Genomic DNA, 13700 nt, shown 5'->3' with positions numbered 1-13700 from the left:
TCAAGGATAGTCTACCTGCTTCGCACGTCCATATCCTCTCAACAATTCGCTGACCGTTACGAATTTATACCCTCTATTTTTCAGTTCAGGCAATATTTGCTCGAGAGCTTTTACGGTCTGTCTGCGATTGCCTCCGTAATCGTGAAATAGCACAATGTCTCCATTCCGCGCGTTGTTCAAAACCTTGTTGACGATTTTTTTTATACCGGGATCGCTCCAATCACGTGTGTCTTGATGCCACGACCACATGATCACCAAAAAGCCGGCTTTCTTGGCTGTATCGACGACGGTCTCGTTATAATATCCCCCCGGAGGACGAAAGAGGGTGGGACGAACCCCTGTTGCCGAATAAATCGTTTCCTGCGTTTTTTGCACCTCTTCTAACAGTCGATTCGCTGACAGCTTTCGAATATCCGGATGACTGTAAGTGTGATTGGCAATCTCATGTTGATCATTTACAAGAGATTTGACGATTCCCGGGTACTGGCTCACACGATTGCCTACGACAAAAAAGGTAGATTTCGCTTGATATTGCTTCAGCAGCGCTGCGATCTGAAGAGTGTATACCTGATCAGGACCATCGTCAAAGGTAAGGGCAATCACCTTGCTCTCTGTCGGCACTTCCCAAACGATATCTCCTCTTGTTTCGTAATACTCGCGATTTTTTTCCCTTATTGCATTGGCCGTCTCGCTGAAGGAAGGAGCAAGAATGACAGCGAGCAAAAGTGGGAAAAAGAGGATGTGCTTTTTCATTCGTTCACCTCGTTACCAGAGACTTTCCTGCTAGGTAGCTATACCTATTGATGTACTCTCCGTTACTATGCGACAAATCTTGATGATTATTCCTGTGTGTCCTTGTGGAAAAGACAGTTGTTCTTTTTGTGCGGATAAATTAAGCTAATAAAAGCAGAAAACGTGAGAGTTAGATGGAGGAATCGATCATGAAGGTAGCAAAATTTGGGGGAACATCACTGGCGAATGCCGAGCAAATAAAAAAAGTATGCCAAATTGTTTTGGCGGATCGGGACAGACGATTCATTGTTGTATCAGCACCTGGGAAACGGCACAAGGAAGACACGAAGGTTACTGATTTGTTAATCGCATATGCGGAGCGATATTTGGCTGGGGAGCCTACAGAGGAAGCGAAACAAGCAATATTTTTGCGCTATCAGGAGATTGTGGCAGGTCTCGGGCTTTCTGCCGAGATTGGTCAAGCGATTGAAGCAGAGCTTGGGGAGGTTCTCGCAAACAAGGCAAGTTTGTCCAAGGAAAGATTCATGGATGCGGTCAAAGCTGCGGGAGAGGATACATGCGCCAAAGTTGTCGCTCGTTATTTGCAGAGCTTGGGCGAGGTGGCGACCTACATCAATCCAAAGGATGCAGGAATGCTGGTTACGGATGAAGCAAGCAATGCCCATATCCTCCCTGAAGCGTATGCCAAATTGGCGACATTGCGAGAGCGGGAGGGAATTGTGATTTTCCCTGGTTTCTTCGGCTATTCGCGTGCTGGTGATCTGGTTACTTTTTCACGAGGTGGCTCGGATATTACGGGATCGATTTTGGCTGCGTCGGTTCAGGCAGAGGTCTACGAGAATTTTACCGATGTCGATTCTGTGTATGTGGTCAATCCGAACCTGATTGCCGATCCGAAAAAGGTGACAGAGATTACGTACCGAGAGATGAGGGAGCTGTCCTATTCCGGTTTTAGTGTGTTCCATGAGGAAGCATTGATTCCCGCGTATCAAGCAGATATACCCGTATGCATCAAGAATACGAACAATCCGTCTGCGCCTGGTACGATGATTGTAGCCGAGAGAGGATCTGCTACAAACAGAGTGTCGGGGATTGCAAGTGACGGCGGCTTTTGCAGCATTTACGTCAGCAAGTATTTGATGAACCGCGAAATTGGTTTTGGTCGCAAGCTGCTGCAAATTCTGGAGGAGGAAGAGCTTTCGTATGAGCATACTCCATCTGGAATTGATAACATTTCTGTCATTCTGCGTGAGCGCGATCTCACGGAAGAGAAGGAAGAGCGGATTGTGGAACGCATCCGCCGAGAGCTGTGCGCTGATGATGTCGCTGTTCAGCATAGTCTTGCACTCGTCATGATTGTCGGGGAGGGCATGCGTCAGTCTGTGGGGACAACAGCGAGAGCCACTGCTGCGTTGGCTGCTGCGAAAATCAATCTGGAAATGATCAATCAGGGGTCATCGGAAGTAAGCATGATGTTCGGTGTAAAAGCCGAAGAGGCAGATCGTGCTGTGATTGCTTTGTATCAAGAGTTTTTTGGAGCAGAAGAACCAATAGCTTCCTCATCGTCACAAGCCGCTTCTGTCAGTATGTAGTCGCGTGCTTCGAATGAGGCGTTATTTTCATTCCGTACCCATTGATAGACACACCATTCTGGCTGTGCGGATGCGAGTCCCACAATCCAATAGCTGAGCGTGGGATAATGCCAGCCAGCTATGTCTCGTGCAGAAGGGATTGGCGGCGTATGGGGGTGTGTATGCAAGACACCCAACCATTGAAGATTGTGCTTGCGGATGTGCTGCAAGGCTTGAAGAAACGTTTTCCCATCCCAAGCGAACACGTGCTTGTCGGGTGAGACGAGCATTGGTACACAGGCTGTAATCGTTGCTTCACGACCTGCGAGCAATGCTGAATACTCATAAGGAAACGCCTCTTGTGCTTCGGCCAGGAGGCGTTTCGCTACTTTTTTCGTCAGGAATATTTTGTTATCCTTAATCGCAAAGGGTTCACCTAACCAAGCGGGATTTTTCATTTCGATTCCGTCCTTCTACTCTATTCGGCCATGATTTGGAGGTTAGCAATCGATGACTACGATACAAGTGGGAGTTTGCGGCTGGGGCGATCAGCACGAATTGTACGTACAAGGTGTACGCAATCGAGACAAGCTGTCGGTATATGCCAGCCACTTTCCAATTGTAGAGGTGGATAGTTCTTTTTACGCTATTTTACCACAGCGCAATTACGAATCGTGGGTGAAGGATACACCTGATCGATTTGGTTTTATTGTCAAGCCGCATCAGGGGATGACAGGGCATCAACGCGGGGAGAGTTCGGGAAGCAGACGGGAATTGTTTCGTCAGTTCGAAGAGAGCATTCAGCCGGTCGTAGAGGCTGGCAAGCTCAAAGCGTTGCTGTTTCAGTTTCCGCCGTGGTTTGATTGTACGCGAGAGCATGTCCAGTATGTGACCGCTTGTCGCCAAGCCATGCAGGCGTATCCGTTTGCGGTGGAGTTTCGCCATCAAAGTTGGTTTGAATCACGGTATTCGGAGCGAACGCTGGATTTCTTGCACAAGATAGAAGCGACACATGTCGTATGTGATGAACCACAAGTCGGAAAAGGCTCGGTCCCGATTGTTCCTGCCGTGACGAAGCCATCCTTGGCGTTGGTCCGCTTTCATGGGCGCAACAAAGCGGGCTGGCGTGATCCCGGAGAGGGGCAAAATTGGCGAGATGTCCGTTATTTATATCGATACAGTGAGACAGAGCTTGCAGAGTGGGTTGAACACATCAGACTGCTCGAACGGGAAGCGGATGAAGTCTGCATTTTGTTCAACAATAACTCTGGAGGAGATGCAGCAGCGAATGCGAAGCAATTTTCGGAGATGCTTGGCCTTGCACCTACTGGTCTGAATCCTCGTCAGATGGACCTGTTCTCCACGTAGCAAGAAAGAAGGGGAGTTCATGCTTGTAGCAATTGCCATCTTGTTTGTCATCATCGGAGTCGTGGCTGGCGTCATTGGCAGCATCGCGGGTCTGGGTGGTGGAATATTCTTCGTGCCTGCTCTGCTGTATTTTGCGAACGGGTACATGCCTGGATCGATGAACCCGCAAGTAGCAGCGGCGACTTCGCTGATCGTGATTGCGGTAACCGCGCTTTCTTCCTCTCTTTCTTATCTCAAGCAAAACAAAGTAGATAAGCAGAGTGCCCTGCTCTTTTTTATCGGGAGTGCCCCAGGTGCTATTGTGGGCGTGTATCTTAATACATTACTAGCAGTGGAGGGCTTTTCGCTGCTGTTTGGCTTGTTTCAGCTCTGCATGTTCGTCGTATTGATGGTTAAAGACAAAATCAAGCCACGCAGCATTAAGTGGGAAGTCCAACGCCACTTCATCGACAACGAAGGAAATGAATATGTGTACGGGTATAGCAAATGGTCCGTCATTACGATTGCCTTCTTTGTCGGGATAACCTCGTCGCTATTTGGCGTGGGAGGCGGAATCCTGATGGTTCCAGCCATGATGATATTGTTTCGCTTCCCGCCACACATTGCCACGGCTACGTCCATGCTGGTCATCTTTTTATCAGCGGTGGTTGGATCAATCACGAATATCTTCCACGACAACGTACACTGGCTGTATGCAGCGATGCTCGCGCCAGGAGCTTGGGCGGGTGGAAAGCTTGGGGCAATTATTGCCAGTAAAATGAAGGGGCGCACTATCGTGCTGTTCTTGCGTGTTCTGATATTGGGAATTGCCATACAAATGATCGGAGAAGCGATTTTTGGATAATGAGACGAGAGGGAGGGGAAAGTCGTGGCAGACACCTGTACCTTACACATTTTGCACACGAATGACTTGCACAGCCATTTTGATACGATGCCGCGAATTGCAACCTGCCTGAGCATGCACCGGGAAGAGTGGGAGGGCAGGGGAGAGCATGTGCTGACGGTCGATATTGGAGACCATATGGATCGAATGGATATCCGATCGGAAGCGAGCTTTGGGAAAACAAACGTCGAGATCATGAACCGAAGCGGGATTCAATACGCGACGATTGGAAACAACGAAGGCATCACACTCCCAAAAGACAAGTTGAATGAACTGTACACAGATGCACACTCCACGATCATTACGGGCAATCTGTTTGAGCCAACAACACATTCAGTCCCGTCTTGGGCAGTACCATACGCCATTCATACCGTGGGCGAGCTGCGGCTGGCGATTTTGGGAATGACAATTCCCTTTGGCCCCTCCTATCAAAGTATGGGATGGGAGATCAAGGAGCCAATCCCGATTTTGCGTGAGCAGATTGCGGCGCTTCGCTCGTCTGTGGATGTTGTCATTTTGCTATCGCATCTCGGTTATCAGACAGATTGTGTGCTGGCTAGTGAAGTCGATGGGCTAGATATCATTTTGGGTGGACACTCTCACCGGACACTGCCCCATGGAGAACGAATGGGAGGCACCTTGATCACACAAGCTGGACGATTTGGCGAGTATGTGGGTCATGTAGAACTCGTCTGGGACGGGAAGCATAAAAGGATTATAGATATGCAAGCAGAGCTTTTTCAGACGGAACAGTACCAGTCAGACGAAGCATTGAGCCAGTTCATTGAGAGTGAAAAAGTATGGGCAGAGAATCGTTTGTTTCAGCCGATTGTTCAATTGGAGCAAGACATGCACATCGGCTGGACGGAGGAGACCCCCTATGGTTCCTTCATTGCAGCAAGTATTCGCAAATGGACGGGGGCTGAGATCGGCATGGTAAATGGAGGACTGTTGCTTGCTGATCTGCCTCGAGGCAGCTTGTCTTTTGCCGATTTGTTGCACAGTATGCCCCACCCGATCAATGCCTGTGCGGTCACGATTACAGGCGCGCAGCTCACTACTGTCCTGGAGCAAGCTATTCAACCGGAAATGGTTCATCGGGAGCTGCGAGGGTACGGTTTTCGCGGAAAAATAGAAGGCTGGATGTGTGTGGACGGATTGCACATCCGCTACAGTGACGATGACCAGCCGCAAATTATCCAGATTGAAGTCAACGGGCAACCGCTTGATCGCGAGCGTCTGTATCGAGTTGGGACGATCGACATGTTTATGTACAATCGCATGTTTCCCGATTTGCTGCTCGGCAGTGAGGTTACGTTTTTCTTGCCCGAGATGCTGCGGGAAGTGCTCGCCACCACGATACAGGACCAACAGATGCTACAAAACGCGTTTCGGCCACGTTGGGAAAAGATATCGTCAACGTCAAAAAACCAATCGTAGAGACCGGTTTTTCGGGAATGCTATCGAAAAACGGGAGGAGACGAGCGATGCGCTTCATTGATGAAGTATACGAGCTGTACAGAGGACATTTTAATGGCGATGAAGAGGATATTACAGCGGTTGTCGTCGGCATTCTCGCGGAGCAGTCTCGGGATGATTTACTGGACTTGGTCGAGGAAATGGACGAGGAAGAGCTGTTTCACATGCTCGCGACGTATATGATTGAAGTCATGAAACGAAAAGTCGCGATGGAGGATGAGCACTTTCCGACAAGCGTCGTGCATTAAACTAAAATCTAGGAACTACCTTTGGAAACCTCACATTTTTCTTCTGAGCGTCATAGGATGGTAACGCTAACAGACAGGAGAGAAAAAGGAGGAATCTTGATGGTCGAGGTAGTGCCAATCCACTTCCCGGAGGGGACGGCAATTGCTGTCACCGTTCGTTTGCCCAAGACGACGCTATTGGCTGTAACGACCGATCATGGCTACATCATGTGTGGAGCACTGGATGTGGGGCTCTTAAACGAGAGGTTGGCAGCGAGGGAAATTCTTGCCGGTCGTGCAGTAGGGGTCAAGACCATACAGGAATTGCTGGATGCGCCGCTGGAGTCTGTGACGACGACAGCGGAGGAGAAGGGGATTACGGCTGGCATGATTGGACGGGATGCTGTCGTAAAAATGCTGTAAACAAACAAATGGTTTGCCTATAGAAAAAACCTTTGTCCCATCATGACAAAGGTTTTTTCGTTTTCTCGGGTCTTGTTTACCAACGGGCAGATTGTTCTTCACAGATTCCGATCTTGCTTTGCACCGCAATTGTTTTTCCATCAGGTGTCGAGAGCGTCCCGTCATATCGGCCGATTACTTGATGCAGAGTGGTTCGCACCAATGCAAAATTTTTGTGCTCGGTTCGAGCAAAAAGCGGCGTAAAGGTAAGGCGTACCGCAGACGATTCTTCACTCGCAAGCGTCCAAGGGAGCATCCGGTTGTCAGGATCGTAGGAAAAATGAATTTGTTCACTCAGCTTGTAGAGGACACCATCGATCATCAAGCCATTTTCGGTCATACCCGTTCCGTCCGTCCAGCCCCTGCCAAAGTTAAAGCCTGCGACACCCTCCGCGTGACGGAAAGAGCAGGTCGTCCAGTTCCAGCGAGTGTGATACGGCCAAACGCCACGTCCAAAATCCAGACTGGCAAACGCATTCTGCGGATCGAGTAAATAGGTTTTCCCGTTATAGGCAATGGTGCCGTGCACAGGCCGCGCCGTTTGCTTTGAAGTGAACTGAAAGCGCTCCGCACTCCACGGAATGACGACATTTAAGGACTCGGATGGCGGATCAATCACGATGTCGAGCGAAAGAGTTTTATCGCCGGGACAAATAGCAGTCGCTTCTACGCTCGTTCCACTGGCTCCGGGCTGAAAGGAGACAGAGAGCTTGCGACTCGTAAAATGGCAAGGTTCATCTACAGTGGCACCCAGTCGAATCCCTGCACCAAAAGGAACCGTTACGGCACTGTCCGCCGTTTCCCCTGTCGTTAGATCAATAAAATGGACAAAGACAATGCCAGCGTAATCCAGATTGACCATCGCAATCGACATTGCACATTCAGGCGCGGTGATAAACCAAAAATTCCATTTTTTCCGGCGAAGCCAATGCCCGCTAAATTGGCAGTCATGCAACGGATACCGGGACCAGCCAATTGCTTCGGGAAGTAAGCGGCCCTTTTGATCACATAATGAAAGAGGCTGCGTTAACTCTTTTTCGATCAGTGACATACGATCATCTCCCTTGCAAACAAGGATTCTTCCAGACAAACTCGTCTTCCGTGTCTTTCCTCGGTAGACATGAAAAGCAAATCTAGAAAAAATTTCATGTAGAATCAAGTCGAATCACGCTATAATAGGGATACCCTGAGGAAAGGCGACGGAAGGAAATGCGACTGAAATCCATTCAAAAATGCCAGCCGGGTGATAAACTGGCTCGTTCCATCTATACAGAGAATGGAACGATTCTCGTTGGCGCCGGAGTAGAACTAACCCAACGAATGATAGCTCGACTTAAAAACAAAAACGTGAACAGTCTCTACATCCAAGACAAGCGCACGGATGATATCATTGTGGAGACAGTCATTTCCGAAAATACTCGCAGACAAGCAATGTCCATGATTCACGATACATTCCGAACCGTTCATCAAGTCCCGGACAAATGGCAGCAGCTTTTTTCGGACAAGGGTTTGGGACGTAAGCTGCGGGATGTCATGCAAACCGTTGCGGATGAATTGAACAATAATGATTCAGCCATGAATTTATTGGCAGATGCTTGCGCCTTCGACAATTACATATTCACGCACTCATTTAACGTTGCCTTGTATAGCACAGCTCTTGCCATCAATACCGGCTGTTCGGAAAAAGATGTGTTGGAGATTAGTATTGGCGGTATGCTCCACGACATCGGAAAAGTGCATATCCCAGACGATATACTGAAAAAGCCTGGCCGCCTTACACAAGAAGAATTTGAAATCATGAAAAGACATACAGAGATCGGTTTTGAAATGCTGCGTCGGCAAGACGACATCCCTCTGCTTGCAGCCCACTGCGCTTTTCAGCATCACGAGCGCTGGGATGGCTCCGGTTATCCACGGCACCTGAAACAAGAAGAGATTCATCCGTTTGGTCGCTTGATGGCAGTGGCCGACGTATTCGATGCCCTGACGTCGCATCGGGTATACCGTCGAGGAATGCTCCCTCACGAAGCGATGGAGGTGCTCTACTCCGGTTCAGGCAAACTGTTTGACCAAGTCTATGTGGAGGCTTTGCGAAATACGATTGCACTCTACCCTGTTGGTCTGACCGTCACCCTGAACAATGGTCTGTCTGGTGTCGTTGTCGATTCGAACAAAGGAATGCCGAGCCGTCCGATCGTCAGAGTCCTGGTGGATGAAGAAGGTCGGGATATCGAGCATCCTTATGAGTGTGACTTGTCCAAAATGCTGACGCTGATGATCATTGCTTGTGGCGATTTGGTATAATCAGAGCCAGTCCTTCTTTTTGAAAATGATAAACATCGTCGTGCCGATGGCCGCCATACATCCCAGCACGATGTAGTAGCCATAGGGGGAACGAAGCTCGGGCATCACATCAAAGTTCATCCCGTATATCCCCGTCACAATCGTCAATGGCATAAAAATCGTCGTCAAGGCGGTAAAAACACGCATAATATCGTTGGCTCTGCCGGCAAGCGCCGCTTGATACGCTTCGCGCAAGTTTCCAATGAGCTCGCGAAAAGCTTCAAAGCTCTCTACAATTTTGCTGGCATCCTCTACAATATCGCCAAAGTACTTCCGCAAATAAGGTTGAATCAGCGGGAGTTCTTTTTTATGTAGGGCGTCAATCAAATCCCGCTGGGGAACGAGCATTTTACGGGCGTACAAGATCTCACTGCGCAGCCCGATAATTTGATCCAGATGGGATTTTTTCGTGTGCATCAAAATTTGTTCTTCCAGATCTTCAAGCAGGTCCTCAATTTTTTCGGTTACATCAAAATAGAGATCGACAATTTGGTCTACCAAGTAGTACAGAAACGAATCGGGGCGGTTGACTTCTTTTTCCCGGATGATCGACAGCATGGTAGTGAATTCTGGGGCCTCCTGCTTCGTTACGGTGATGATGGTGCTGCTGCCCAAAAAAATATTGATCTCGCGCAAGAAGATATCATGATTGTGGAAGGTAATGCCATTGATGACCATAAAGTAATGATCATCGTAATTTTGCAGCTTGGGCCGCTGTTCTTCCTCGTCGATGCAGTCCTCGACAGCCAGATGATGCAGTCCGAACAGCGGCTGTAAAATATCCAAATCGAATGGAGCGGCATGAATCCAGTAAAACCCGTTCACAGGTGGAGTAGCAGCTTCTTCGATGTCTTCTATCTCAGTGATGATTCCGTTTTGTACGAGCCTTATCTTCATGATCGATTCTCCTGCAAGTAGATTCGTTTTCAGCGGGGAGACGGGGCCAGATCTGTGTGAGAATCAATTCATATGCAGAACGAAGTGCCCGGCGGCTAGGCGGAGCCTGTGATGCACGCTGTTGCTTGGGAGTCTTCATGCAAGTAGCCTCCTCGATGAAAGCCTTCATCCTATACGTATGAACGTCAACTCGTCCTTTTTCCCGCTGCGGCTAGTGGTAATATTGCCATAGTGTTCCTCACTTTCTGCGATCCCTTTCTCTATTTTACCGTTTAGGACGGTTTGACCAAAGCCATTTTTTGCATACTACAGATAACCTGAGCAGATGAAAAGGTGGATGTATCGACATGTGGACAAGCAAAAGGGTAGGTATGATCGGCTGTATCGTATGGATGTTGACAGGAGCCGGGTGGGGACAAGCAGCTCTTGCCCTGGAGGTGAGAGACGTACAACCTCCTCCGACTGTGTTCGAGGAAATCCAGATCAAACAGCAGGATGTGACAGGCGATGGTCGACCGGATCTCGTTACGTTGCTAGGAAAGAGATTTGCGGCAGACAGCCCTTACTTCGAGCACTTAAAAATCATGGTTCAAGACCCCGTTGCGAAAAAAACAACCTTTTTTACAACACCGTATGGCGCTTATCAGCCGGAGATGTTCTTTTGTGATTTTACAGGAGGCGGTGTGCAACAAATTTTGCTTCAGGCGCCGACTGGGGGCAGTGCAGGGACGTCTGAGTTTTATTTGTTCGCAAACAAGGACAACAAGCCGGCGATTCTGCCAGTTCCGCAGCCCTTGACGATTTCGGGCTCCTATCAGGATCATTACAAGGTGCCTTTGACGATCAAGGAGACGGGGGAGACTGTCGTTCTCGATTTGTCTGATCGCAAAAAAATCTATGAAGAAAATGGTGTATACAAGAACGGGAAGCTGGTTTCTCCAGTAGAGGTCATGCCTAACACGTTCAGCGTACTCAAGCCCATCGATGAGAATCGCGATGGAATCTGTGAATTAAAAGGGGAACAAAGAGTCAGTGGTGTTGCCAACGCCGATACGATCGCGTATGTGGAGTCCTACTGGAAATGGGACAAGACAAGCTGGAAGCTGCAACGAGTAGTTGTGAGGAAAGCGGAAATGTAGGCGTAGCTAGGCTCAAACAACCGCCCATAGACAAGGTGGGCGGTTTACACCCGTTTGTAAAGGGGTATATAATTGAAAGGATATTCCAGAGATATATGTACTCGGATAAAAGGAGTTCAGGCTATGAGCACATGTCCGTTTTCCACCTTTTTTGGGTTGAAAGGGAAAGGAAAAAGTGAATCTTTTTTTCAGGGGGTGAAGGAAAAGGGGGAAGTGCATATTGTAGGGAAAAACACCCTCGCAAAGCAACTAGCAATGATCAACCTGACCGAAGAAGAACTGACCATTGTGAAAGCACTTCAGCCACTTATCATTCAAAATATTGACGCTATTGTCGACTATTTTTATGCCAGTATTGAAAATGAACCGATTTTAATGAAGATTGTAAACCAAAACAGCACGATTGAACGGTTGAAATTAACGTTGAACCGCCATATCTCCGAAATGTTTAGCGGACGCATCGACAGCGCTTATATTGAACAGCGCAGTAGAATTGCGGTTATTCATATGCGAATTGGCTTGGAACCAAAATGGTACTTGAGTGCCTTCCAAAACATGATGGTTTCCTTGATTGATCTCTTGCAAAAAAACATCGCGGACAAGGATGAATTCGTACGAGCCCTCACAGCCGTCACGAAGATTCTAAGCATCGAACAGCAAATTGTGCTGGAGGAATATGAAAACGAGCATGAAAAGGCACGGCGAGCGGAACAAGACAAAAAGGACGAGCTGCGAATCCTCCTGACCAATTCTGCACATGAGCTGGCAGCGGTCTCAGAAGAAAACAGCGCGTCAGTTGTGCAATTGACAGAACAGTCGAGAGAAGTGCTTCGTTTTGCTGAAAATGGCACGGGCTTTTCCACGAAAGCACAAGACCTGTCCCGTGAAGGCAAAGAAAAGCTGGAAAAACAACAAGAGCAAATGTGCTTGATTCAGAGCAGCGTCAAGCAAATCTCGGAAGAAATGAACGCGATGGAGGAAAACGCAGAAAAAATCCAAGGGATTGTAGAGGTCGTGACGGCAATTGCTGAGCAGACAAATCTTTTGGCATTAAATGCTGCGATTGAAGCAGCACGTGCTGGTGAACAGGGACGTGGATTTGCCGTCGTAGCCGATGAGGTACGCAAGCTGGCAGAACAGACCAAAAAGTCGGTTTTCGGTGTGCGTGAACTGATCGAGAAGACGAATCAACAGACAGTGGTCCTCTCGTCTGTCGTGATAGAAATTCAAGCGTTGGTCCAATCGAGCACGGCGGTAGTAAACGAGACGAATGCCTTTTTTGAAGGAATCATGAGCGCTGTCTCAGACAGTAAAGAACAGAGCTCACGGATTCAGCGGGAGCTGGAAAACTTCTTCAAAGTCATGGAGGATATGAACCAAGCGGTTGCACAGGTAGCCAGCTCTGCGGATGAGCTATCGGAAATAACAGAAAACCTGTAAAAAGTATTACGTTGTCGGTTCAAAGGAGCAATATTGGCGGCAATTACGCAGTGGAGGACTGTAAACGTTTACGGAAACAACTGGACTTTGTCCATTGTTGCGAATGGCGTGAATTTCCCCTGGCTCTACAAAATAGCATTCACCCGTGCTGACATGAGTTGTTTGTGCTCGTTGAACTTCATTTTCAATATTCGTTTGGACATAAATCATATTTGTTAACGTGCCTGAGACTACCAATTCCCATCCAAAAGAGTCACCGTGATTATGTGGAATGGATTCCTGATCTGCTGGCAGATGGATCAAGACAACCTCTACATGTGGCGTGGAGAATAATACTTTGCGTCCATAAGGCAGATTTAGCGGCTCCGGGATGTATGGACCGAGCTGTTCCATGCAGGGAGACAGGGAAATGAGAGCGTGTCTAAGCTGGGCAGGAGTAGGCGAAACGAGGGACCCAAATGCTTGTTCCAGACGTTCCAGATTCATAAATAACCTCCCAAACGAAAGTCATACTCCCTATACCATATGATCGAATTTCAAGAGTAGTGATAGCCTGAGTTCGTCCAAAAGGGAATTATTTACCATTATTATTGCATTGTAAATCAACAGGATTACTTGAGATTGGGGCGCTTTGAAAGAAAAAGCGTCCTTTTTGTGCTATCGACAATCAGCCGACTCACCACCTATTATGGAAGTACGGCAACAAATGCCGAACAGGACGATTTGGGGAAGCGTCCCCCTTCAGAATGTTTCGAGTAACAAAAGCTTTATCCTGATTTTCATTCAAGAGGAGGCATGCGCATGTCAACTGCCATAATCAGTGTACGCACCCACTAGAGGGGGGCGTTGATTCAAACCACCTGTCATGATCGGGAGGTTTGGATGCAGATGAATAAGAAATGGTACTTGTATGTCAATGCGTTGTCATCCTTGGGATCACGGATGAATTTGATCGCGTGTAGCGCGTTGATTTTTACATTTGAACATAGTGCTTATTGGATGACCGCTTTTTTCGTTGCAAGGCAATTAGGGGGGATGCTGTTTAGTCCCTTGGCAGGCGTGTTGGCTGATCGAATGGACAGAAGGCGTACCATGATCGCAAGCGACTTGGGGGCCGGTCTTGCTATTTTGGCCATCG

At 48.3% G+C, this 13700-nt stretch carries 16 protein-coding genes; 10 read left to right on the top strand and 6 right to left on the bottom strand.

The window, feature by feature from the left end:
- Positions 1–753, bottom strand: a complete 753-nt coding sequence (locus tag HP568_RS11410) for a polysaccharide deacetylase family protein (RefSeq protein ID WP_173629129.1) — start codon at positions 751–753, stop codon at positions 1–3.
- Positions 754–941: 188 nt separating this feature from the next.
- On the opposite strand from HP568_RS11410, the gene HP568_RS11405 reads away from it, so the two are divergent.
- Positions 942–2345 (top strand): aspartate kinase, encoded by a 1404-nt coding sequence (locus tag HP568_RS11405; protein WP_173629128.1) that lies wholly within the window; start codon positions 942–944, stop codon positions 2343–2345.
- On the opposite strand, the gene HP568_RS11400 is transcribed toward HP568_RS11405, so the two are convergent.
- On the bottom strand, positions 2276–2782 hold the full coding sequence (locus HP568_RS11400) for a M67 family metallopeptidase (RefSeq protein WP_173629127.1): 507 nt from the start codon (positions 2780–2782) through the stop codon (positions 2276–2278). The two genes, HP568_RS11405 and HP568_RS11400, sit on opposite strands and share 70 nt — an antisense overlap.
- A gap of 52 nt (positions 2783–2834) precedes the next feature.
- On the opposite strand from HP568_RS11400, the gene HP568_RS11395 reads away from it, so the two are divergent.
- From HP568_RS11395 to HP568_RS11375, 5 genes are all read left to right on the top strand, one after another.
- Positions 2835–3692, top strand: coding sequence for a DUF72 domain-containing protein (locus HP568_RS11395; RefSeq protein WP_048034571.1), 858 nt, complete (start codon positions 2835–2837; stop codon positions 3690–3692).
- A 19-nt stretch (positions 3693–3711) separates the two neighbouring features.
- Entirely contained in the window at positions 3712–4536 is an 825-nt protein-coding gene (locus HP568_RS11390; protein WP_048034570.1) for a sulfite exporter TauE/SafE family protein, read from the top strand.
- Between the two features lie 24 nt (positions 4537–4560).
- The gene (locus HP568_RS11385) at positions 4561–6015 is read left to right on the top strand and encodes a bifunctional metallophosphatase/5'-nucleotidase (RefSeq protein ID WP_173629126.1); all 1455 of its coding nucleotides are present in this window, start codon (positions 4561–4563) and stop codon (positions 6013–6015) included.
- A gap of 47 nt (positions 6016–6062) precedes the next feature.
- Entirely contained in the window at positions 6063–6302 is a 240-nt protein-coding gene (locus tag HP568_RS11380) for a DUF6154 family protein (RefSeq protein ID WP_056491878.1), read from the top strand.
- A 99-nt stretch (positions 6303–6401) separates the two neighbouring features.
- Positions 6402–6704: a YunC family protein gene (locus tag HP568_RS11375; protein WP_007715663.1), complete on the top strand. Its 303-nt coding sequence runs from the start codon at positions 6402–6404 to the stop codon at positions 6702–6704.
- Between the two features lie 76 nt (positions 6705–6780).
- Here the strand turns inward: HP568_RS11375 and HP568_RS11370 are convergent, their stop codons facing one another.
- Complete coding sequence (locus HP568_RS11370; protein ID WP_048034567.1) at positions 6781–7794, bottom strand: DUF2804 domain-containing protein; 1014 nt, start codon at positions 7792–7794, stop codon at positions 6781–6783.
- 158 nt (positions 7795–7952) lie between these two features.
- On the opposite strand from HP568_RS11370, the gene HP568_RS11365 reads away from it, so the two are divergent.
- Complete coding sequence (locus HP568_RS11365; RefSeq protein ID WP_048034566.1) at positions 7953–9047, top strand: HD-GYP domain-containing protein; 1095 nt, start codon at positions 7953–7955, stop codon at positions 9045–9047.
- Here HP568_RS11365 and corA read toward each other — a convergent pair whose 3' ends face one another.
- Both corA and HP568_RS11355 read right to left on the bottom strand, forming a co-directional pair.
- Positions 9048–9983 carry a magnesium/cobalt transporter CorA gene (gene corA / locus HP568_RS11360; RefSeq protein WP_173629125.1) on the bottom strand — a complete coding sequence of 312 codons (936 nt, stop codon included), beginning with the start codon at positions 9981–9983 and terminating at the stop codon, positions 9048–9050.
- Complete coding sequence (locus tag HP568_RS11355) at positions 9946–10122, bottom strand: hypothetical protein (RefSeq protein ID WP_173629124.1); 177 nt, start codon at positions 10120–10122, stop codon at positions 9946–9948. The genes corA and HP568_RS11355 overlap by 38 nt, the downstream gene beginning before the upstream one ends.
- A gap of 208 nt (positions 10123–10330) precedes the next feature.
- Here HP568_RS11355 and HP568_RS11350 point away from each other — a divergent pair, with 208 nt between their 5' ends.
- Complete coding sequence (locus HP568_RS11350; protein ID WP_048034564.1) at positions 10331–11122, top strand: hypothetical protein; 792 nt, start codon at positions 10331–10333, stop codon at positions 11120–11122.
- A gap of 123 nt (positions 11123–11245) precedes the next feature.
- Positions 11246–12562 carry a globin-coupled sensor protein gene (locus HP568_RS11345; protein ID WP_048034563.1) on the top strand — a complete coding sequence of 439 codons (1317 nt, stop codon included), beginning with the start codon at positions 11246–11248 and terminating at the stop codon, positions 12560–12562.
- Positions 12563–12568: 6 nt separating this feature from the next.
- Here HP568_RS11345 and HP568_RS11340 read toward each other — a convergent pair whose 3' ends face one another.
- Positions 12569–13048 carry a cysteine dioxygenase gene (locus HP568_RS11340; RefSeq protein ID WP_048034562.1) on the bottom strand — a complete coding sequence of 160 codons (480 nt, stop codon included), beginning with the start codon at positions 13046–13048 and terminating at the stop codon, positions 12569–12571.
- A gap of 402 nt (positions 13049–13450) precedes the next feature.
- Here HP568_RS11340 and HP568_RS11335 point away from each other — a divergent pair.
- Positions 13451–13700, top strand: a 250-nt coding sequence (locus HP568_RS11335) for an MFS transporter (RefSeq protein ID WP_173629123.1), incomplete at its 3' end; no start/stop codon positions are given.

Source organism: Brevibacillus sp. MS2.2 (assembly GCF_013284345.1).
GTDB lineage: Bacteria > Bacillota > Bacilli > Brevibacillales > Brevibacillaceae > Brevibacillus > Brevibacillus brevis_C.
Note: the sequence above shows the minus strand (reverse complement) of the source record. Positions and strands in the feature narration are given on the sequence as shown.

What these genes read in the sequence shown, in the direction of transcription:
- HP568_RS11410 (WP_173629129.1), bottom strand. Translation starts at nt 753, where the DNA reads ATGAAAAAGCACATCCTCTTTTTCCCACTTTTGCTCGCTGTCATTCTT.
- HP568_RS11405 (WP_173629128.1), top strand. Translation starts at nt 942, where the DNA reads ATGAAGGTAGCAAAATTTGGGGGAACATCACTGGCGAATGCCGAGCAA.
- HP568_RS11400 (WP_173629127.1), bottom strand. Translation starts at nt 2,782, where the DNA reads ATGAAAAATCCCGCTTGGTTAGGTGAACCCTTTGCGATTAAGGATAAC.
- HP568_RS11395 (WP_048034571.1), top strand. Translation starts at nt 2,835, where the DNA reads ATGACTACGATACAAGTGGGAGTTTGCGGCTGGGGCGATCAGCACGAA.
- HP568_RS11390 (WP_048034570.1), top strand. Translation starts at nt 3,712, where the DNA reads ATGCTTGTAGCAATTGCCATCTTGTTTGTCATCATCGGAGTCGTGGCT.
- HP568_RS11380 (WP_056491878.1), top strand. Translation starts at nt 6,063, where the DNA reads ATGCGCTTCATTGATGAAGTATACGAGCTGTACAGAGGACATTTTAAT.
- HP568_RS11375 (WP_007715663.1), top strand. Translation starts at nt 6,402, where the DNA reads ATGGTCGAGGTAGTGCCAATCCACTTCCCGGAGGGGACGGCAATTGCT.
- HP568_RS11370 (WP_048034567.1), bottom strand. Translation starts at nt 7,794, where the DNA reads ATGTCACTGATCGAAAAAGAGTTAACGCAGCCTCTTTCATTATGTGAT.
- HP568_RS11365 (WP_048034566.1), top strand. Translation starts at nt 7,953, where the DNA reads ATGCGACTGAAATCCATTCAAAAATGCCAGCCGGGTGATAAACTGGCT.
- corA (WP_173629125.1), bottom strand. Translation starts at nt 9,983, where the DNA reads ATGAAGATAAGGCTCGTACAAAACGGAATCATCACTGAGATAGAAGAC.
- HP568_RS11355 (WP_173629124.1), bottom strand. Translation starts at nt 10,122, where the DNA reads ATGAAGACTCCCAAGCAACAGCGTGCATCACAGGCTCCGCCTAGCCGC.
- HP568_RS11350 (WP_048034564.1), top strand. Translation starts at nt 10,331, where the DNA reads ATGTGGACAAGCAAAAGGGTAGGTATGATCGGCTGTATCGTATGGATG.
- HP568_RS11345 (WP_048034563.1), top strand. Translation starts at nt 11,246, where the DNA reads ATGAGCACATGTCCGTTTTCCACCTTTTTTGGGTTGAAAGGGAAAGGA.
- HP568_RS11340 (WP_048034562.1), bottom strand. Translation starts at nt 13,048, where the DNA reads ATGAATCTGGAACGTCTGGAACAAGCATTTGGGTCCCTCGTTTCGCCT.